Annotated in this window: 21 protein-coding genes and 1 tRNA gene; 11 read left to right on the top strand and 11 right to left on the bottom strand. The window is 32.1% G+C overall.

The annotated features are described in order from the left end of the window. Window positions 1–6: 6 nt before the first annotated feature. A complete protein-coding gene (locus AAHN00_RS12825; RefSeq protein WP_342271025.1) occupies window positions 7–987 on the top strand; it encodes a transposase in 981 nt (326 codons plus the stop codon). Here the strand turns inward: AAHN00_RS12825 and AAHN00_RS12820 are convergent. Continuing rightward, window positions 984–1,115, bottom strand: coding sequence for a hypothetical protein (locus AAHN00_RS12820; RefSeq protein WP_342271495.1), 132 nt, complete (start codon window positions 1,113–1,115; stop codon window positions 984–986). The two genes, AAHN00_RS12825 and AAHN00_RS12820, sit on opposite strands and share 4 nt — an antisense overlap. Before the next feature lie 539 nt (window positions 1,116–1,654). On the opposite strand from AAHN00_RS12820, the gene AAHN00_RS12815 reads away from it, so the two are divergent. Together AAHN00_RS12815 and AAHN00_RS12810 are read left to right on the top strand one after the other, a co-directional pair. Further along, complete coding sequence (locus AAHN00_RS12815; RefSeq protein ID WP_342270962.1) at window positions 1,655–2,104, top strand: helix-turn-helix domain-containing protein; 450 nt, start codon at window positions 1,655–1,657, stop codon at window positions 2,102–2,104. Next, complete coding sequence (locus AAHN00_RS12810; RefSeq protein WP_342270961.1) at window positions 2,098–2,658, top strand: IS630 family transposase; 561 nt, start codon at window positions 2,098–2,100, stop codon at window positions 2,656–2,658. The genes AAHN00_RS12815 and AAHN00_RS12810 overlap by 7 nt, the downstream gene beginning before the upstream one ends. Before the next feature lie 547 nt (window positions 2,659–3,205). Here the strand turns inward: AAHN00_RS12810 and AAHN00_RS12805 are convergent. The 10 genes from AAHN00_RS12805 to AAHN00_RS12760 all read right to left on the bottom strand — a co-directional run bounded on the left by AAHN00_RS12805 (window position 3,206) and on the right by AAHN00_RS12760 (window position 11,125). Continuing rightward, window positions 3,206–4,087 carry a transposase gene (locus AAHN00_RS12805; protein WP_342270907.1) on the bottom strand — a complete coding sequence of 294 codons (882 nt, stop codon included), beginning with the start codon at window positions 4,085–4,087 and terminating at the stop codon, window positions 3,206–3,208. Then, complete coding sequence (locus tag AAHN00_RS12800) at window positions 4,084–4,527, bottom strand: transposase (protein WP_342271494.1); 444 nt, start codon at window positions 4,525–4,527, stop codon at window positions 4,084–4,086. The genes AAHN00_RS12805 and AAHN00_RS12800 overlap by 4 nt, the downstream gene beginning before the upstream one ends. A gap of 34 nt (window positions 4,528–4,561) precedes the next feature. After that, a complete protein-coding gene (locus AAHN00_RS12795; RefSeq protein ID WP_342271493.1) occupies window positions 4,562–4,699 on the bottom strand; it encodes a hypothetical protein in 138 nt (45 codons plus the stop codon). Window positions 4,700–4,733: 34 nt separating this feature from the next. Beyond that, entirely contained in the window at window positions 4,734–5,714 is a 981-nt protein-coding gene (locus AAHN00_RS12790; RefSeq protein ID WP_342271025.1) for a transposase, read from the bottom strand. A 230-nt stretch (window positions 5,715–5,944) separates the two neighbouring features. Then, complete coding sequence (locus AAHN00_RS12785; RefSeq protein ID WP_342271492.1) at window positions 5,945–6,769, bottom strand: IS982 family transposase; 825 nt, start codon at window positions 6,767–6,769, stop codon at window positions 5,945–5,947. Window positions 6,770–7,135: 366 nt separating this feature from the next. Further along, window positions 7,136–7,211 (bottom strand) — tRNA-Ala (locus tag AAHN00_RS12780). A gap of 231 nt (window positions 7,212–7,442) precedes the next feature. After that, a complete protein-coding gene (gene idi, locus AAHN00_RS12775; RefSeq protein WP_342271491.1) occupies window positions 7,443–7,994 on the bottom strand; it encodes an isopentenyl-diphosphate Delta-isomerase in 552 nt (183 codons plus the stop codon). 4 nt (window positions 7,995–7,998) lie between these two features. Then, window positions 7,999–9,285 carry a lipid IV(A) 3-deoxy-D-manno-octulosonic acid transferase gene (gene waaA, locus AAHN00_RS12770; protein ID WP_342271490.1) on the bottom strand — a complete coding sequence of 429 codons (1,287 nt, stop codon included), beginning with the start codon at window positions 9,283–9,285 and terminating at the stop codon, window positions 7,999–8,001. Window positions 9,286–9,293: 8 nt separating this feature from the next. Continuing rightward, the gene (locus AAHN00_RS12765) at window positions 9,294–9,932 is read right to left on the bottom strand and encodes a lysophospholipid acyltransferase family protein (RefSeq protein WP_342272681.1); all 639 of its coding nucleotides are present in this window, start codon (window positions 9,930–9,932) and stop codon (window positions 9,294–9,296) included. Continuing rightward, window positions 9,923–11,125 (bottom strand): pyridoxal phosphate-dependent aminotransferase, encoded by a 1,203-nt coding sequence (locus AAHN00_RS12760; protein ID WP_342271489.1) that lies wholly within the window; start codon window positions 11,123–11,125, stop codon window positions 9,923–9,925. The genes AAHN00_RS12765 and AAHN00_RS12760 overlap by 10 nt, the downstream gene beginning before the upstream one ends. A 228-nt stretch (window positions 11,126–11,353) precedes the next feature. On the opposite strand from AAHN00_RS12760, the gene AAHN00_RS12755 reads away from it, so the two are divergent. The 8 genes from AAHN00_RS12755 to AAHN00_RS12720 all read left to right on the top strand — a co-directional run bounded on the left by AAHN00_RS12755 (window position 11,354) and on the right by AAHN00_RS12720 (window position 18,894). After that, window positions 11,354–12,376, top strand: a complete 1,023-nt coding sequence (locus tag AAHN00_RS12755; RefSeq protein WP_342271488.1) for an SAM-dependent methyltransferase — start codon at window positions 11,354–11,356, stop codon at window positions 12,374–12,376. Window positions 12,377–12,383: 7 nt separating this feature from the next. Beyond that, window positions 12,384–13,139: a VacJ family lipoprotein gene (locus AAHN00_RS12750; protein ID WP_342271487.1), complete on the top strand. Its 756-nt coding sequence runs from the start codon at window positions 12,384–12,386 to the stop codon at window positions 13,137–13,139. A gap of 12 nt (window positions 13,140–13,151) precedes the next feature. Beyond that, window positions 13,152–13,733, top strand: a complete 582-nt coding sequence (locus AAHN00_RS12745) for a phospholipid-binding protein MlaC (RefSeq protein WP_342271486.1) — start codon at window positions 13,152–13,154, stop codon at window positions 13,731–13,733. A gap of 57 nt (window positions 13,734–13,790) precedes the next feature. Further along, window positions 13,791–14,777 carry a ribose-phosphate diphosphokinase gene (locus AAHN00_RS12740; RefSeq protein WP_342271485.1) on the top strand — a complete coding sequence of 329 codons (987 nt, stop codon included), beginning with the start codon at window positions 13,791–13,793 and terminating at the stop codon, window positions 14,775–14,777. Between the two features lie 14 nt (window positions 14,778–14,791). Beyond that, entirely contained in the window at window positions 14,792–15,892 is a 1,101-nt protein-coding gene (locus AAHN00_RS12735; protein WP_342271484.1) for an alanine racemase, read from the top strand. Further along, window positions 15,882–16,661 carry an ABC transporter permease gene (locus AAHN00_RS12730; protein ID WP_342271483.1) on the top strand — a complete coding sequence of 260 codons (780 nt, stop codon included), beginning with the start codon at window positions 15,882–15,884 and terminating at the stop codon, window positions 16,659–16,661. The genes AAHN00_RS12735 and AAHN00_RS12730 overlap by 11 nt, the downstream gene beginning before the upstream one ends. A gap of 16 nt (window positions 16,662–16,677) precedes the next feature. Further along, window positions 16,678–17,436, top strand: coding sequence for an ABC transporter ATP-binding protein (locus AAHN00_RS12725; RefSeq protein ID WP_342271482.1), 759 nt, complete (start codon window positions 16,678–16,680; stop codon window positions 17,434–17,436). 456 nt (window positions 17,437–17,892) lie between these two features. Continuing rightward, window positions 17,893–18,894, top strand: coding sequence for an Rpn family recombination-promoting nuclease/putative transposase (locus AAHN00_RS12720; RefSeq protein WP_342271481.1), 1,002 nt, complete (start codon window positions 17,893–17,895; stop codon window positions 18,892–18,894). The last annotated feature ends 104 nt before the right edge of the window (window positions 18,895–18,998 follow it).

The following is an 18,998-nucleotide window of genomic DNA, read 5'->3' as shown; positions in this document are numbered from 1 at the left end:
TTAAGCATGGCAAGATCAAAATGTAGCAAAGACTTATATAAATCATTTTTACAAGCAAGTAGCGTAAGATATAGTGGTAAAGCATTATCTGAAGTAAGTCCAATAAACCTATCTCATGATAGTGCAAGTCGATGGTTAAATAGTAAGGATTTCCGCCCTAGCGGGATCTACAGAGAAGTGTCAAAATATATTGATAGGGAAGCTTCTTGTTTATTAGTGGGAGATGACACGTTATTGTCAAAGCAATACAGTAAGAAAATTGAGCTTGTACATTATCAATATTCTGGAGCTGTACATGATGTTATACCTGGTATAGGGATGGTCAACTTACTGCATTACAATGCTAAAACTGATCAATCTACCCCTGTAGATTATAGAATATATGATAAAGAAACTGATGGAAAAACAAAGAATGAGCATTTTTGTGATATGCTTACTTTAGCTAAGGAAAGAGGGATCAATCCTGATGCAGTAGTAATGGATGCGTGGTATAGCGGTTTGGAGAATTTGAAACATATACGTAATTTAGGTTGGACATGGGTTAGTAACCTAAGAAAAAATAGAAAAGTTAATCATAATGTTAGCTTAGAAAGTTTAGAGATTCCTGATGAGGGACTAAAAATTCACCTACGTGGATACGGTTGGGTTACGGTATTTAAGTTTGTGGCAAAAAATGGTCGCATTGATTACATAACAACTAACTTAGAAAATCCAACACGTGAACAAATAGAGAAAATTGTTAAGGCACGGTGGTCTATAGAAGTTTATCATCGAGAATTAAAACAAACTTGTGGTATTGAACGCTGTCAGGCACGCACGGGTCGAGCTCAGAGAAATCATATTTGCCTTGCTGTATTTGCTTGGCTCGATATGAACAAAAGGAGGATAAATGAAAAAATTACTTTATATCAACAAACTTGGGAAGTTATAAAAACATCAATTCAGAACAACATTAGATGCCTTTTAGCTGATTCGCAATTTTGCTAACTGCGAAACTCCTGACAAGAACAAGCAACGTTACTTGCACCTAAACACTTAAAAGGCTTGGTAATGGGTATAATAATGTTATTTGCAGCATTTGCTAATTTAGCAGGAATTTTAATATCGAAGTTCATGTCAATCCCTTCCATAAATGGGGAAGTAGATTGTCTAGAGTCCTTAGAGATATATAAAAAAGGATTCTTAAAGATAGCAACGTTTAACTTAGGGTTAGCACTCTTATTTTTACCTTGCTATCTGTTTGTAAATAAAGTTATAGCACAGACGAGTACAGAAAAAGTAGACCAAAAACGCCAACGTAAGTAATGGTATACTGCTTGTAAATGAAGAGTTGATAGACGATAGAATCAAAATCATGATAGTAAAAGGAGTTGTAGGGTCGAGGTGCTAGGCGTACATTTAGTCACACTACTGGACAAAAGAGATGGTATGGTTGCAAGAGCTAGTAAATAGAGTATTTTAGATTGAACACAAAAAAATCTGTAGTACTCTATGTTACTAGCCGAATTACTATATAATCATTTTGAGATGAAAGATATAATACCAATTGCAATAATTAACGCAGTGTTATAAAATGGGTTTTTAACTGATAAAAGGTAATCAAATAGCTAGGTTAATATTACCGCAAGGTTTTGAAGGTCATGATTTTATAAAAATGATGAAACATGAGCCGCATGGTCGAAATCGTATACGTTTATTGGCGATGTATCACCTTCAATTAGGCAAATCTTTTAAAGCCATATCTGCAATAGTGAAGTCACACTGGAAAACTGTGCAATCATGGCTCAGAAGATTTAGGAATCATGGTTTTGAAGGATTATTTGAATCACAAAGAAGCGGTGCCCCTAGGAAGATTAACACTATACAAGAGTCTGCTCTTTTTGATAAAATCAATACGCTCAGTGAAAGTAAAACTGGTGGGTATATAACTGGAAAGGAGTTACATATCATGTTACTTGAGGAATATGGTGCTAAATGTGCGTTAAAAACAGTCTACAATACTATGCACCGCCTTGGTTTTAGCTGGATTACTTCTCGTTCAATGCATCCAAAGTCAAATCAAGAGACTCAAAATACATATAAAAAAACTTTCCAGATATGTTAACAGAATTATTACCAAAAAATATCGATAGATGTAAAGTTGATATATGGTCTCAGGATGAAACTCGAGTTGGGCAACAAGGTAGCTTAACTCGTATATGGGCTAAGCGTGGCACTAGACCCCGTAAAGTTCGGCAACAGCAATTCATTTCAACATATATTTATGGAGCTGCTTGCCATGATACAGGAGAAGCTTTTGCATTAATTTTACCATATGCAAACACACAGGCAATGAATAAATTCTTAGAAGACCTTTCTCGCAGTATTCAAGGCAACCGACATATAGCTTTACTAACGGATAATGCAGGTTGGCACACAGCCAAAAAACTAACTGTGCCAAGCAATATCACTTTGATACCGCTTCCGCCCTATGCACCGGAACTTAATGCAATGGAACAAGTTTGGGAATGGATCAAGAATCATTACTTGTCTAACCAATGTTATGGTGTATATGAAGATATCGTCACTATGGCTTGTTACGCTTGGAATCAACTTGCTCATAATGTAGATTTAGTAAAATCAATTATGTATAGAGACTGGATAAATACACCGTGTTAATTATTGCAATTGGTATAAGACTAAATACGTTCAAGGGCATAATAAAATCATTAATGTTGTGTCGAGGAAGCAAATATAAAAATATGGCAAGAAATAGAAGGAGATAAATTATTAGATTCAAAAATAAAAGCGGTATATAGATTTCTTCAAGAAGACAATATCAATATTGATGATTATTATAAGTTTATGAAAAATTATATTCCTCAAGGGAAAGTGGTTTTATCAATAGATAGAACCACTTGGGCATTACGTCAATTCGGGATAAGGATATTGTGAACATGTAGATTAAAATCAAATTTTGTTGAAGGTTTATTTTTCTTTAATGAGTAAGCAACAAGAGTAGATAGTCTGTCCGCCAAAAATATTTAAAGCCCCCCATAATCTATGATTGAATAAAATTTTTACAAAAAAAATTCTAATATTTGCACTAAAATTAAAAATTGTTTTCAATTTTATTGAAAAATTTCTGTTTTAGTAAAATTTTTACATGAGCTTATTGTTAACGATTTTTTTTAATCGTTTAGCAAGTTTTTTAATGATAATTTTTTTATGTAGAGTTAGGCATGATGTGTAAATGATTGGCAATACATCGTAAATTCAAACCTATAGCAGAGATTATTGGATTGATCACATCTCCTATCACACCCTTCAAGAAGTTTCTGCCCATCCTGCCATATTGTTTCAAATGCCCTATTATTGGTTCTATAGCACTGCGTCTCCTGATCATACACTTGTCTTCTTTCAATAACTTTTTCCGAGTTTTTGGGGTATATACCTTACTCTTCTCTTTAACATTGCTGCCAGTATAACCAAGATCAACAAACGATTTTTTTATCTTTATTCCAGTTACATTTTCTACCGCTTCAAAACTCTGCTGCAATGTATGACCATCATAAGGATTATTATGAAACGATTTTGCTGACAGTACAAAATTTCTACGACCACTGACTACTACCGCAACTTTATTGCCAAACTCATATGGCTTGTTTCGTTTTCCCTTCCCTATACACTCTACCTCAGGGGCATGAAAACTATACAATATTTTATTCTGTTCTTTGTATTGCTTTTTCTCTTCTCTTTTTAAAACAGATTGGCTATGTATTTGTTTTACTTTTTTCAATACTTCTTGATCTCTGATAGATAAGTTTAATTTCTGATTTTTTATCTCACGCTCACATATTCTAACCAAACGACCAAGTAACGTTTTTAAATGCTTCATTATTTTCCAACGCTTCTTGGCTTTGCTATGCTCTTTATACTTCCAGAGCTTTATTATATCTCGCTTATAGGTTCTAGCGTAGGTTTCGTTTAAACTTATACCCAAACTTTGGCAAAGCTTCACAATACTAAGCCTAGCTTTATCCATTAAATAAACATCATGTGGGTGCTTGATATTCTTAATTTGTACCGTTGTATCAGCAATTATCAATTCCAAATCTTTTTTTTAATTGTGTTAGTTCTTATTCCAACTCTTATCAACTCTGCTAATATCTCGTTATATCCAGATTCACCTAATAAATTACGAAATCTTCTTATGCTAGTTTCCGACATCGCTATATCTGTTTCTATATATTCCCACCCACAGAAATATTGCCAATACATGTTTTCTTTTAGTTCTTCCTCTGCTAATGAATCTAAAAAATTATACATTGCTTGTAGCATCATTACACCAAGCATCACTCTATGACATTTTCTATTTCTACCAAATCTCTTAATAGAAACATTTTTTGATAACCATTCTTCTAGACCAGACCAATTTATTAATTCTCTTAATTTATATAGCTTATTATTTGAGTTTAATTCTTCTTTTAATTTATAACCAAAAAGTTTTCCTTGTTTTTGTGATTTGATAATATTTTCTATTGGCATATTGACTGAAATCCATAAGGTTTATTAGCATATTTTAACATTTTCTTATGGATTTCTTTATTGTCCCACTTTGGGAGAAAAACCCCGCACTTGCAGTGCGTCGTTTCAACATAAATTTTAAATATCTTATCAAGAAAAGATAAGAATGAATCATACAGATATTTTTTAACAAAATCTTACACTTCACAGATACAGGAGTTTCGCAGTTAGCAAAATTGCGAATCAGCTAAAAGGCATCTAATGTTGTTCTGAATTGATGTTTTTATAACTTCCCAAGTTTGTTGATATAAAGTAATTTTTTCATTTATCCTCCTTTTGTTCATATCGAGCCAAGCAAATACGGCAAGGCAAATATGATTTCTCTGAGCTCGACCCGTGCGTGCCTGACAGCGTTCAATACCACAAGTTTGTTTTAATTCTCGATGATAAACTTCTATAGACCACCGTGCCTTAACAATTTTCTCTATTTGTTCACGTGTTGGATTTTCTAAGTTAGTTGTTATGTAATCAATGCGACCATTTTTTGCCACAAACTTAAATACCGTAACCCAACCGTATCCACGTAGGTGAATTTTTAGTCCCTCATCAGGAATCTCTAAACTTTCTAAGCTAACATTATGATTAACTTTTCTATTTTTTCTTAGGTTACTAACCCATGTCCAACCTAAATTACGTATATGTTTCAAATTCTCCAAACCGCTATACCACGCATCCATTACTACTGCATCAGGATTGATCCCTCTTTCCTTAGCTAAAGTAAGCATATCACAAAAATGCTCATTCTTTGTTTTTCCATCAGTTTCTTTATCATATATTCTATAATCTACAGGGGTAGATTGATCAGTTTTAGCATTGTAATGCAGTAAGTTGACCATCCCTATACCAGGTATAACATCATGTACAGCTCCAGAATATTGATAATGTACAAGCTCAATTTTCTTACTGTATTGCTTTGACAATAACGTGTCATCTCCCACTAATAAACAAGAAGCTTCCCTATCAATATATTTTGACACTTCTCTGTAGATCCCGCTAGGGCGGAAATCCTTACTATTTAACCATCGACTTGCACTATCATGAGATAGGTTTATTGGACTTACTTCAGATAATGCTTTACCACTATATCTTACGCTACTTGCTTGTAAAAATGATTTATATAAGTCTTTGCTACATTTTGATCTTGCCATGCTTAACTAAAACTCTTTCTTGCTAGATTAACATATTTTTTGCTAAGTGCGAAACTCCTGAGATATATTCTTTTTGTGTTGTGACACTTTCTAAATGAGCCATACACAAATAGTTTCTAACTTTTAAGTTAGTACATACATGAGGCATTCATGCCGTAATATTAAGCTCTGCACTTGCAGTGCAGAGTGGTTAACTATTTTCTGCCATTAAACCCTATTATCTATAAGACTTATAGAGTTTTGCCGGACAGACTAGATAATATATGGACAAAGGAATTTATTGGTGATCTATGTCTAGTATGTTCAAGGTTCATTTTATTTTTTAGATAATCAAAAACTGTTTCAATTAAGTTACGCTTTCGAAGTAAGATTTTTTCTTTCAAATCCATTAATTTATTTTCCATATTCTTCTTAATTCCATGAATCATTTTTAAGCCTCTTTCATATAAATTTAAGAACAAATTTTGCTTAATATAACCTTTATCAGCTGCTATAATTCCAGTTAATCTTTTTGTTAACTCCGGTACTGGAACCCTATCATCTACATTGCCTTTAGTCACTTTTAATGCCATAAACTCCCCTTTATTATTGATTATTACATGTAATTTAAAACCATAAAAATACCCCATAGAGGATTTACTATGTTTGGCTAATCCTTTAAAAACTTTATTGCTATAACGCCTTTTATTGTGACAAGCTTTAATCGTTGTAGAGTCAATAAAATAAATACCTGTTTCCTCACCAAACAACAAATGAATCAACATATTTAGCGGTATGAATAATCGTGCCATTAATTCAACAAATCTATTATAACTCAAGGCTTTGGGAAAATCATCCTTATGCATGCACTCTATATAACTTTTATAGAAAAATTTAAAATTCTTAGCATAGGATGTATGAAACATAATTATTATTGTTAACATTTCACTTAGACTCATACTACAACAGCGATTTCTTTGCTTATTTGATGGTAATAACTTTCTCTGTTCATACTCCAAATAAATTTTACAAAAATCATCTATAAAACTATATAATTCTGTGATATCTTTTTTCATGCCTGTAGTTTGTTTTTTTGTTTCAAAATATAAATACTGCAGGCACTCCTTTTTGACAATCCTTTTATCTATTACTATTTCATCTATATCTTATCCCGAACTGACGTGAATTAGGACAGAAGCAATTGGAGAGCAAGAGCAACCGATAAAAATAGACCTCTTTCGAAACTCGCTTGTGCGCAAGGGTGTGAAGGAGACGCTTCACCTCGAACCGCAGCGTACTCTAATTCCGTTACGGATTCGAGTACCGCATCATTGTCCAAATCACCAGCAGAAGTAGAGTTTCAAAGGAGGTCTATTGTATTACTGAAAATTCTTGTTCTATAGATAAAAAATTATAAAAACCTTTGAAAGGTTGGAGGTATTTGGTGGAGCCAGGGGGAATCGAACCCCCGACCTTTTGAATGCCATTCAAACGCTCTACCAACTGAGCTATGACCCCTAAATACCCTGTATATTCTTTTGCGGTGAGTATACTCATTATAGCTAACCCGCTTAGCATTCAGGCATAGTAAACTGGTGTCACTGCGAGGAGGCATAAGCCGACAAAGCAATCCATTGCTAATCACTTTTATGGATTGCTTCGTCGCTACTAAAGTAGCTACTCGCAATGACGTTTGTGAATTTGGCTAAATATTAGTCGGGTTAGCCATAGTCCAGTTTTATACTATAGTTATAAAGATGAATCCATAAATTTTTTGAATATTTCGTTATTTTCTAATATTTTAAGCTCTTCCTTACACCAAGGGGAAAAATTTTCGGAGTATTCCTCTATGTATAACTTAAAATCTTGCCATTTAAATAATTTTACTTCTGCTACTTCTTGTTCATTTATTTTAATAATATCATCTGATAAAGCTAAATATATCGGGCATATTTCATTTTCTACAATATCATTGATAGCAAATTTATAACGATAATTAGCAATAAAATATACTTTCTGCAGATTTACTAAACCTAATTCAAATTTTGCATGCCTATAAACCGCTTGTTCATAAGTTTCGTTAATTTGTGGATGTCCACAAAAACTATTTGACCAAAACCCACCCCAAGTTTTTTTGAGTAAACTTCTTTTTTGTATCAAAAATTCTTTTTTGCTATTGAAAAGAAATACAGAAAATCCCCTATGCAATGGAGTATTAGAATTATGAGCTTTTAACTTATCCTCTATTCCAAGGATATTATCTTGTTCATCAACTAATACCACATGTTCTGAGTATAACATAACACTAATTTCCCACTAAGTGTTTTTCTATAATATTTAAATAATTACCTAAAATTTGTTGGTTTTTATTGACAAATTCCAAAGCATTAGCCTGATAAACTTTAGCTTTCTGAGTACCAGTCTCAGATAGAAGATACTCAATTTTATTCAGCAAATCGTTTTCATCTCGAATTTGAGTAGCAGCTTTATTAGTAAGCATTTCATTAGCAATATTAGCAGAATTACTCATATCTGGCCCAAATATAATATAATTAGCAAAATATGCTGGTTCAAGTACGTTATGTCCACCTTGTTTAAATGAACCGCCAACAAATGAGATATACGCTATGCTAAAAAACAATCCAAGTTCGCCAAATTTATCAACGATGTAAAGATCATCAGTCAGAATAGGTATGTTTTGTTCAGACTTAATGCTATAGGTTAAATTTAATTGAGTACATGCTTTTCCTATATCATTTTTACGTTCAGGATGGCGTGGAATTAGAATAAAATAGCAATTTGGATATCGTTGCTTTATTGGTTTTATAACATTAAGTAATACTGATTCATCTTCTAGATGGGTGCTAGTAAATACAATAACTCTTTTACCACTCATATATTGTGTTAAAATTGTTAATTCTTGTTCATTTACAGGTAATTTTTTGTTGGCAAATTTAATGTTACCTAAATTAACTATATTTGTTACACCAAGTTGCGTAAATTTTTGGAAATCACGGTTACTTTGCACAATAATCTCACTAAAGCTAGCGGTAACTAACCTAAAAAATGAACTTATTTTTTTCCATGATTCAAATGATTTATCAGAAATACGTGCATTCAATAATAATAGTTTACAATGTTTCTTTCCTTCACTAATTAGGCATGGCCATAATTCTGATTCAATAAAGATTCCTAAACTCGGTTGCCAATTTCTAAAAAACTTTTTAACAAAAATAATATTGTCTATAGGAATGAATTGATGAATGGCATTTTGCGGTAGTTTTTGTTGTAATATTTTTCCAGAAGATTTAGTCCCTGAAGTAACCAAAAATTTTAAGGCGGTTCTTGGCATTGTTCTTTTTAGCCAAAGATTATTGATATTTTCAACTAAGGTAAGAGCTATCATAGATTCTCCTACACTGGCGGCATGTATCCAAACTAAAGTTTCGTTTCGTTTAGTATGTGTATGCCCAATAGCAAAACGTTCAGCAATATTTTTTATCTCTTCTTTACCAACAATAACTCTTAATACTAATAAAAAAAAATACACTGGAAGAAGTAGAAAACTTAAGATATGGTATAAATAGATCATAGATAGATTTACTTCAACCCTGTTAATGCTTGTGCTAAATTAATATTGTCTTGGTTTTCATTTCCTACAAAAGCCAGCGGTAAACCTATAAAAGCTGTTATTTTACCAAAAGGTAGAGGCATAATCAGTTTATCCCAACTTTTGAGTAAAAAATATCTAGAAGCACTACAAGAAACTGGTATCAATTTTATATTATATTTTTGAGCAACTTTGTTAATATTACTATTTATTTTATAAATAGGTCCACGTGGTCCATCTGGTGTGATCACTATATTACTACCGTTATGTAACTTTTTGACAATTGTTTTTAAAGCTGCTACGGAATTTTTATTAGTCGAACCATTTATTACCCCAAAGCCAAACTTATTGACAATATTACCAATTATTTTACCATCCGAATGAGGAGAAATAAGTGCATAAATATCTTTATGACCAGCAAATATTCCTGGACCGAAAGCCAGCCTATTATGCCAAAAAGCAAAAATCACCCCTTTTTGTGCCAAAAATTCTTGCTTATTGTAATTATCTGAAAAAACAAATTGCCAGCGACAGGTAAAATAAACCACTCTCAAATAAGTATACAATAACTTAGTAACTACACTAAGTACAAAATTGTTTTTTTTAAGGATTTTTTTTATCACGTTAATTGATTACAAGCATTCTTTATACGCGAGCATGCTTGCTCCAAATTTTCTATCGAAGTTGCGTATGAAATTCTAAAATAACCTTCTAGACCAAATGCAATACCAGGAATAACCGCAACGTTACATTCTTCAAGCAGATATTTTCCAAAATCGTTACTATTTTTGATAATTTTACTAGTGGGAGTTTTCAAACCAAATAATTCATTACATTTAGGAAATAGATAAAATGCTCCTGCTGGTTTATCACAACTAACACCTTTGATATCACTTAGAATTGATAAGGTTAGGTCACGTTTTTTTTGAAAGTTTTTTGCATTAGGTTTAATAAAATCTTGAGTGCCAGTTAAAGCTTCAATAGCTGCCATTTGGCTTATAGAGCAGGGGTTAGAAGTACTTTGTGACTGAATAATAGTCATTGCCTTAATTAATGATTTAGGACCAGCCCCATATCCTATACGCCATCCTGTCATAGAATAAGCTTTTGATACACCATTAACAGTAAATATTCGATCTTTTAAATCCGGTGCTACTTGGGCAAAAGTATAAAATTTAAAATCATCAAAAATAATATGCTCGTAAATATCATCTGACATAACATTTACATTGGGATATTTGCGTAGTAACTCAGCAATATCTGCTAACTCTTGGTAAGAGTATGCAGCCCCTGTTGGATTACTTGGTGAATTAATAATTAACCATTTAGTTTTTTGGGTAATTACTTGTTCTAGAGCTTCAATAGTAAGTTTAAAATTGTTGTCAATGCCACAATTAACAAATACTGGAATCCCTTCAGCTAACATTACCATATCTGGATATGAGACCCAGTAAGGACTGGGAATAATTACTTCGTCGCCTTGGTTAAGGGAAGCCATAAATAAATTATAGATTACTTGTTTACCACCGCTTGACACGATTATTTCATCTAGATCATAATCTAAATTATTTTCATACTTGAATTTAGTCTGTACTGCTTGTTTTAGCTCCAAAATGCCATCAACATTAGTATATTTTGTGAAACCATCTCGCAGTGCTTTAATTGCAGCCTCTTTGATATTATTGGGTGTGTCAAAGTCAGGTTCACCAGCCCCAAGAGAGATTATATCTCTACCTAGCTTTTTTAGTTCAAATGTTTTTTTTACTAAAGCTAAAGTTGGAGATGGTTTTATTAGATCTAAGCGTTTAGCAATAAGTGGCATGATTCTATAAAACCTTATAATTATTTTCGTATTACGCGAATTTTGGATAAGAATTTGTTAATTCTTATCCAAAATGGGGGTGTATTATACTATAATTGTTAAAAAAAACAATTCTTGAAAGCAGAATTTAGTACAATATAATTTATTACTATTAAGTATTAGTGTCATTTGATATATATGTTATCATATGATGAATATATGTTTAAAAAATCAAATTTATAGCAATTTATGTTCGGCAGCAAAATTATTCGTAACAGTTACGGCTCAATAAAAGACAAAATAAAATTATACTATAATTGTAGTAAGAATTTCCCATCTTGGTATAGGGAGAAAATCTTTACATCTATCAATTATTTTGTCGATGTAAAATATAAGGTAACACACTTAAAAGCAACTAATTTTAATCTTGGTATAGAACATTTGTATAAAAATAACTTAAATGACGCTATACTAAGGCTTAAATTGGTTGATAAAATTCTTTCTCCTAACGACCATCAAGCTAATTATTGGCTTGGTTGGACATATTTCTTAAAAAATAACTATGAAAAAGCTTTGTATCATCTACAAAGAGCTTTTGAAGCTGATCAAATAAAGTTAGCATCTTTTCTACAAAATTATAATAATTTGTCAGAGATTCCACCGCAAATTTGGCATCAATATAAAAATCTTACCGCTGAATATTATGGCAATAAATTTCGCACCAATAATAAACTATACCTACCTTACAGTTTTATAAGTACAACTATGAATAACATAACAGACTTACCTGATAATTACCATATTTTGGAGCTAGGTAGTAATATAGGCTTAGTGGGTTATGAAGTGACAAAGCGTTTTCCTGATGGCTTTACTTTTACCGGTGTTGAAAATTCAGAAATTATGAATAAGCTTGTTACCGTATATGGCAATATTTATGATCAGTTATTAGAAATTTCAATATCGGATTTTATTAAACACGACTCTAATAAATATGATGTAGTAATGAGTTTTAACTCTCTTTCTTTTACTAAGAACCTATTAGATTACTTTAATTCTATTTATTCTATAGTTAATGCATTAGGATATTTTGCATTTTGTTTACCAATAGATAATGTCACAAACCTTTCATTAAAGAGAAAAGAATTTATTTTTACTATAGCAGATATTAAGAAAGCTTTAGGTCAAACTAAGTTTACCATATTAAATAGTGAAGAATTAGCTCTAGAAAAAAATGATAAATACTATATGGTGATTTGTAAGAAAAACCATTAATGAAGCCATGAAGCAATTTATATTACTGTTGTTAATTAATTTTTCTAGTATAATTGCAATAGCGAGTACTCAAAATACTCAAGATGATGAAGATTTTAGGTATGTTTATAATGCAGGTAAGGGATGTGCTCAAGTCTATGACCCTTATGAGAAACTAAATCGTAAAATTTTTGCCTTTAATTCTGTTTTAGACTATCTATTCTTACGCCCTATTAGTATAGGCTATAAACGAATTACTAATAATTATACTAGGGTTAGAGTGAATAGTTTTCTAGATAATATTAGTATGCCTTTGACTGTTGTCAATTATGGCTTACAAATGAATTATGATCAAACTATGAAGAGTCTGTGGAGATTTTTAATCAATGCTACGTTTGGTATAGGTGGGTTATTTGATGTAGCAGATAAAATTGGATTGAGAGTTACCAAACAAACTTTGGGCAGCACTTTTGCCCACTATGGAGTTGGTCCTGGACCATATTTAGTCATACCATTTTTTGGTAGTACTAATGCAAGAGATAGTACAGATGCTATATTTACAAATAGTTACTTAAATCCTATAATGTACCCGGTACATAGAGATTTTGAAATCATAGTTTCTAGTGTACAAGTTATACATACTAGGTTAGGATTATTACCATTTACTGACTATATAGGATGTAGTTCTACTGACCCTTACATAGCTGTAAGATCAGCTACGCATCAAAATCGTGAATCGGTAATTGTCTATCCTAATCAATTTAAATGCCCTAAACCTAATTAAAAGTAGTTACTTATGAAAAAAATTATTGTTTGCTTAATTTTAAGTTGTCTATCTTTGTCAGCCTATTCTGCTACTGATGACAAAATGGCGGTTGATAATTATGTTAATCAACTAATAAGAGCCGGGCTAGATGTATGTAATGATGAGAGTTTAGATCAAGATGCCAAAATAGCTAAAACTAAAAAGCTAATTTTAGCTAACTTAGATATGAATTGGATGGCTAAATTCACCCTTGGTGTTTATAGAAGAACTCTAACTCCTGAACAAATTAAACAATTCACAGAAATTTACAGTAATTATGTAAGCAAGGCCTATGCTGATTTAGTAAAGAATTACCATGGTCAAGAACCTAAAGTTCAACAAGTGCGTGTTCTTGATGAAGGAGAGTTTATGGTAGAAATGTTAATAGGAACTGCTAAAGTAAATTACTTAGTACGTCAAGTAAAGGGTACAAGCGATAAAACTAATTTAAAAGTCTCAGATGTTATTACAGAAGGTGTTAGTCTTATCAATTCTCAACAGTCAGAGTTCATGAATATTCTCAGTAATAGTGGTTTTGATAAGTTAATAGATGAATTGGGAAAGAGGTCATAAAACCTACGAAGATTGATATACTACTCGTAAATGAAGAGTTAATAATTTTTTCTGCTATTGAATAAAAATATTTTTCATAAAACACTTAGTGCAAATTATAATTATTATATACTACAAAAACTTAAACCAATTATTATAATTAGCATGAAAATTCTTGCAGGTCTTAGTCATAAAAAATTAGCTAGATATTTAGCTGAGGAACTAAATTGTGAATATGTGGAAACTTATATTACAGCTTTCGATGATACTGAAACAAGGGTACAAATCCTTGAAGATATGCATAAGTGTGATGTTGTTATAGTACAATCTAATTCTAGACCAGCCAATAACCACTTGATGGAACTTTTATTATTAGTTGATACGGTAAAAAGAGCAGGAGCTTCACAAGTAACTGCGGTTATACCGTATTTTGGTTACAGCCGCCAAGATCGTAGATCTTGTAGTTTTACTCCACTATCGAGCCGTCTTGTAGCGAGTATGTTGGAAGTTGCAGGTGTTAATCATGTAATAACTGTCGATTTGCATTCACAGCAATTAGAGGGTTTTTTTAAAATTCCAATACAAAATCTTGATCCAATAAGTTTATTTGCTCCGATTATTGAAACTTATAATAATTCTATTATTGTATCTCCAGATGTTGGTGGTTTTGTACGTGTACGTGATGTGAATAGGCTTTTTAACATGAATATAGCTGTTATTAATAAAAGTAGAGAGACCAAGAGGTCTACTGATAAATGCCAAATGTCAGAAATAATAGGTAACGTTTCCGGCAAGCATTGTGTATTAATTGATGATATTGTTGATAGTGGCGAAACCCTGTGCAAGGGAGCTAAGCTATTAATGGAAGTAGGAGCTTTATCTGTCAATGCTTTTATAACTCACCCAGTGCTTTCTAGCATGTCCAAAGAAAATATTCAGAATTCTGATATAATGAACGTATATATAACTGATACAATAGAAACTACTGATTTACCATCTAAGTTCCATGTAATATCAGTTACTCCAATTATTATAGCAGCATTACAAAAATCTACAAAATCATGAGAATTTAAGACTTTATGCATACTGATAGATGTACACTTGAAATAGACTTAGCAAAAATTCGTGCTAATTATCGTATTATTTCTAAAATTTGTAAAACTTCAGAGATTGCCTCCGTGGTAAAGGCTAACAGCTATGGACTTGGTGCTGATGCTATCGCACCAGCCTTACAGATGGAGAATTGTCAGAGTTTTTTTGTAACCTCAGTTGATGAAGGAATATCATTACGTAAAGTATTGGGGCAAAAATCTAATATTTTTGTGTTTAATGGTGTATTTAGCAATGATGTTGAGGAATTTAGAAATAGTAATTTAATTCCTGTGCTTAATAGTTTAAAACAAGTTGAAATTTGGCAAGAGTTTGCCTCTCTTAAAAAAGAAGTATTACCTTGTACAATCCATGTTGATACTGGTATGAATCGCTTAGGAATGATTGACACAGAAATGCAACATATAATAGACAAACCTGACCTATTAGTTGGTCTTGAATTGCAGTATATTATAAGTCATTTATCTGCATCTGAAATAGTTGATGATCCTTATAATTTACAACAATTAAAAAAGTTTAAGCATTATTTAAAATATTTCCCAAAAGTCAAAGCTAGTCTAGCTAACTCTAGTAGTATATTTCTAGGGAAAGAATATCATTTTGACTTAATACGCCCTGGTGCTGCATTGTATGGTATTAATCCTTTGGGTAATACATTTAAAAATCCAATGCATAATCCGATAAGACTGACTGCTCCAATAATACAATTGCAAGAATTACCACCAGAAAGTTACATTGGTTACAATATGACCTTTAAAACAAATAGTAATAGGCTAATTGCTACCTTGCCCCTTGGTTATGCTGATGGCTATCCCCGAGCTTTTAGTAATTGTGGGGTAGTAGTTATTGATTCCCATTCAGCTCCTGTAGTTGGCAGGGTATCAATGGATTCAATTACTGTTGATGTTACTGAACTCCCACCAAATAAAATTTTTCTAGGGCAACAAGCTGAAATTATAGGGAATTATTGTACTTTAAATAAAATAGCGAATATAATAAATACCATTGGTTATGAAATTCTTACTCTACTAGGCAGCAGATATAAGAGAGTATACAAAAATGATTCTTGATACCGTTAATTTATTAGGTAAACATACTATTGGTTTTGCAAGAACTATAGGGGCTTTTTCTCTATTTACTGTTGCGGGAGTCACTAGTATTTTTAAAAAACCTTTATACTACAACTTAGTGTTAAAGCAGTTATTGTCTATAGGTTTTTATTCCCTACCAGTTGTAGCTATGACTACCTTTTTTTCCGGTGCTGTGCTGGCATTACAAAGTTATACAGGTTTTTCTCGTTTCTCGGCTGAAACTTCAATAGCTACGGTGGTAGTCCTTTCAATAACTAGAGAGCTTGGACCAGTTCTTGCTGGTCTTATGGTTGCTGGTAGGGTTGGTGCATCAATTGCTGCTGAAATAGCTACTATGAGGGTGACTGAACAAATAGATGCACTTTATACTTTGTCAACTGATCCCATAAAATATTTAGTTTTTCCAAGAGTACTAGCCGCAGTTATTACATTACCATGTTTAGTATTAATAGGTGATATATTAGGAGTAATGGGTGGTTATTTGGTAAGTGTTTATAAGCTTGATTTTAATAGTTTTAATTATATAACGAATAGCTTAAAGTTTTTAGAACCAATAGATGTCATTTCTGGTTTGGTAAAAGCAGCAGTGTTTGGTTTTATTATCTCAATAGTAAGTTGTTATAGTGGTTATTATTCAGGTACAGGAGCAAAAGGAGTTGGGACGAGTACAACTTCCGCGGTAGTAAATTCTTCAGTTCTTATTCTAATCAGTAATTACTTGATAACAGAGTTGTTTTTTAAAGTATAAGACTTGAGAATAGATTATGGATGAATCAAAAATAAAAATACGTTCATTATATAAATCTTTCGGCGATCATAAGGTACTTGATGGTATAGACTTAGATATAAAACGGAATAGTTCAATAGTAATTCTTGGGGGATCAGGAACTGGTAAATCAGTGTTAATAAAGACTATAGTTGGTTTAATTCAGCCTGATGAGGGTAGTATAGTTATTGATGAAGTGGAAACTGTAAATATTTCAAGTAAAGATAGATTTAAAATGATGGAAACCATGGGGTTTCTATTTCAGGGGGGAGCTCTTTTTGATTCTTTAACTATTCAAGATAATATTACATTCTTTACTGAAAAACTGTATAAATTATCTCCAAAAAATAAAGAAGAGTTAGCTGCATCTAAACTTAATTCTGTAGGTTTGTCTAAAAAAATACTGGGTCTTTATCCATCTGAGCTTTCCGGAGGTATGCAAAAGCGAGTATCTTTAGCTAGGGCTATTTGTGGCGATCCGTTGATTCTTTTCCTTGATGAACCAACTACCGGTCTTGATCCTATAATGGCTAATGTCATCAATGAATTAATCATTAAAGTTCAAGAAGAGCTAAAGGCTACTACCATCACCATAACTCATGATATGAATAGTGCTTATATGATAGCTAAAGAGGTTGCTATGATTTATAAAGGGAAGATTTTATGGTTTGGTAAAAAAGATGAAATAAAAAATAGTGATAATCCTTACTTGCAACAGTTTGTTAATGGTTTAACTACTGGACCAATTGAGATTTAGTATGGTGTATTCAATAATAAAAAGTCAACTAAATCTACAAAATTAAATAACAACCTCCATAGAACCTAATGAGTTTCTTAACCAAGTTTTTTGAAAATTGAAAAAATGTTATAATTATTTCAATTTTAGGTATATTTTTTAATTGACTAGCTAATGTATAAGTTGTAAAAATATGTCTTTTAAGTAGCTTCTTGGTATACTGCTCGTAAATGAAGAGTTGTTAGACGATAGTATAACTTCAAGAAGAGCTAGACAGTAGCAAAGTCGAGCAGCGTAGCGTACATGAGTAACGGAGCAGCGGATATCTTTAGACATGACGACGCCAATTCTTGAAGTGCACCGAGTATACAAGCATTATTTATCGATAGCTTAAAAAAATTATCGTATATTACTTAGTGCTTGAGAATTTTTTTGCTATACTACCAATGAGTATCATATATATTTAAGTTATTTATTATGGCTATTTCCCGTTTTCTTGATCCAAAAAATGATTTTTGCTTTAAGCAAATCTTTGGTACAGAGAAAAATAAAGATATATTAATTCACTTCCTTAATGATATTTTGGGATATCAGGGAAAAGATCAAATTATTGAGGTTAGTTTTCTTAAAACCATACAAGACCCTGCTATTGCAGCATATCGGCAATCTATAGTAGATGTTTTGTGTAAAGACCAAAATGGCACGCAAGTAATTGTTGAAATGCAGGTTGGCGAACATAAGGGATTTGAGAAAAGAGCTCAATTTTATGCGGCTAAAGCCTATTCACAGCAAATACTTAAAGAAGATGAAAATCATAAAAAATTAGCAGTATATGCTAAGCTTAAAGGAGTGATATTTTTGGCTATTGCTGATTTTATCATGTTTCCTGACAAGAAAGATTGGAAATCAACCCATAGATTGTTAGATTCCAAAAGTTATGAGCATGATCTTAAGGATTTTTACTTCATCTTTGCTGAACTAAAAAAATTCCATAAAACCATTGATCAGTTAGAGAATATTGAAGAAAAATGGATGTATTTCTTTAAACATGCCCATCATAGTACTTTAGTAGAAATGGAGCATTTAATTGGTCACGATATTATCATTAAAAGAGCTTTCCAAGCAATAGATCAAGGCTCTTGGACGGAAGAAGAGTTAAATACCTATGATCATATAACCAAAACCCAACTAGATAATCTAGCAGTAGAGCAGTTCAAAATCGAACAAGCTGAAAAAGCTGCTGAAACTAGAGGTGAAGCTAGAGGTGAGGCTAGAGGCGAAAAGAAAAAAGCTATAGCTAAAATTTTACTTAAAGAAAATATGACGTCTGAGTATATAGCCAAGATTACCGGTTTGAGTATTGAAGAAATCAACAAGCTAGAAAGTCCGTCCGCCAAAACTCAAAAAAATACTACTTGTGGCACTAATTTCCAAAAATTGTATGATTTTAGACTAAATTATTATGATTTCGAGAGCTAATTTCAAGTTTTTGTATCAAAAACACCCTATTTCCCAAAACATACTCAATTTGCTCGTTACCATTTTTTTGTATTTCCATAAGCTTTTGATATAAAACCCTTCAT

The organism is Candidatus Tisiphia endosymbiont of Parasteatoda lunata, from assembly GCF_964030955.1.
Lineage (GTDB): Bacteria > Pseudomonadota > Alphaproteobacteria > Rickettsiales > Rickettsiaceae > Tisiphia.
The sequence above is the reverse complement of the archived record's forward strand: the minus strand, read 5'-3'. Positions and strand labels throughout refer to the sequence as shown.

What these genes read in the sequence shown, in the direction of transcription:
- AAHN00_RS12825 (WP_342271025.1), top strand. Translation starts at nt 7, where the DNA reads ATGGCAAGATCAAAATGTAGCAAAGACTTATATAAATCATTTTTACAA.
- AAHN00_RS12820 (WP_342271495.1), bottom strand. Translation starts at nt 1,115, where the DNA reads ATGAACTTCGATATTAAAATTCCTGCTAAATTAGCAAATGCTGCAAAT.
- AAHN00_RS12815 (WP_342270962.1), top strand. Translation starts at nt 1,655, where the DNA reads ATGATGAAACATGAGCCGCATGGTCGAAATCGTATACGTTTATTGGCG.
- AAHN00_RS12810 (WP_342270961.1), top strand. Translation starts at nt 2,098, where the DNA reads ATGTTAACAGAATTATTACCAAAAAATATCGATAGATGTAAAGTTGAT.
- AAHN00_RS12800 (WP_342271494.1), bottom strand. Translation starts at nt 4,527, where the DNA reads ATGCCAATAGAAAATATTATCAAATCACAAAAACAAGGAAAACTTTTT.
- AAHN00_RS12790 (WP_342271025.1), bottom strand. Translation starts at nt 5,714, where the DNA reads ATGGCAAGATCAAAATGTAGCAAAGACTTATATAAATCATTTTTACAA.
- AAHN00_RS12785 (WP_342271492.1), bottom strand. Translation starts at nt 6,769, where the DNA reads ATGAAAAAAGATATCACAGAATTATATAGTTTTATAGATGATTTTTGT.
- idi (WP_342271491.1), bottom strand. Translation starts at nt 7,994, where the DNA reads ATGTTATACTCAGAACATGTGGTATTAGTTGATGAACAAGATAATATC.
- waaA (WP_342271490.1), bottom strand. Translation starts at nt 9,285, where the DNA reads ATGATCTATTTATACCATATCTTAAGTTTTCTACTTCTTCCAGTGTAT.
- AAHN00_RS12760 (WP_342271489.1), bottom strand. Translation starts at nt 11,125, where the DNA reads ATGCCACTTATTGCTAAACGCTTAGATCTAATAAAACCATCTCCAACT.
- AAHN00_RS12755 (WP_342271488.1), top strand. Translation starts at nt 11,354, where the DNA reads ATGTTCGGCAGCAAAATTATTCGTAACAGTTACGGCTCAATAAAAGAC.
- AAHN00_RS12750 (WP_342271487.1), top strand. Translation starts at nt 12,384, where the DNA reads ATGAAGCAATTTATATTACTGTTGTTAATTAATTTTTCTAGTATAATT.
- AAHN00_RS12745 (WP_342271486.1), top strand. Translation starts at nt 13,152, where the DNA reads ATGAAAAAAATTATTGTTTGCTTAATTTTAAGTTGTCTATCTTTGTCA.
- AAHN00_RS12735 (WP_342271484.1), top strand. Translation starts at nt 14,792, where the DNA reads ATGCATACTGATAGATGTACACTTGAAATAGACTTAGCAAAAATTCGT.
- AAHN00_RS12730 (WP_342271483.1), top strand. Translation starts at nt 15,882, where the DNA reads ATGATTCTTGATACCGTTAATTTATTAGGTAAACATACTATTGGTTTT.
- AAHN00_RS12725 (WP_342271482.1), top strand. Translation starts at nt 16,678, where the DNA reads ATGGATGAATCAAAAATAAAAATACGTTCATTATATAAATCTTTCGGC.
- AAHN00_RS12720 (WP_342271481.1), top strand. Translation starts at nt 17,893, where the DNA reads ATGGCTATTTCCCGTTTTCTTGATCCAAAAAATGATTTTTGCTTTAAG.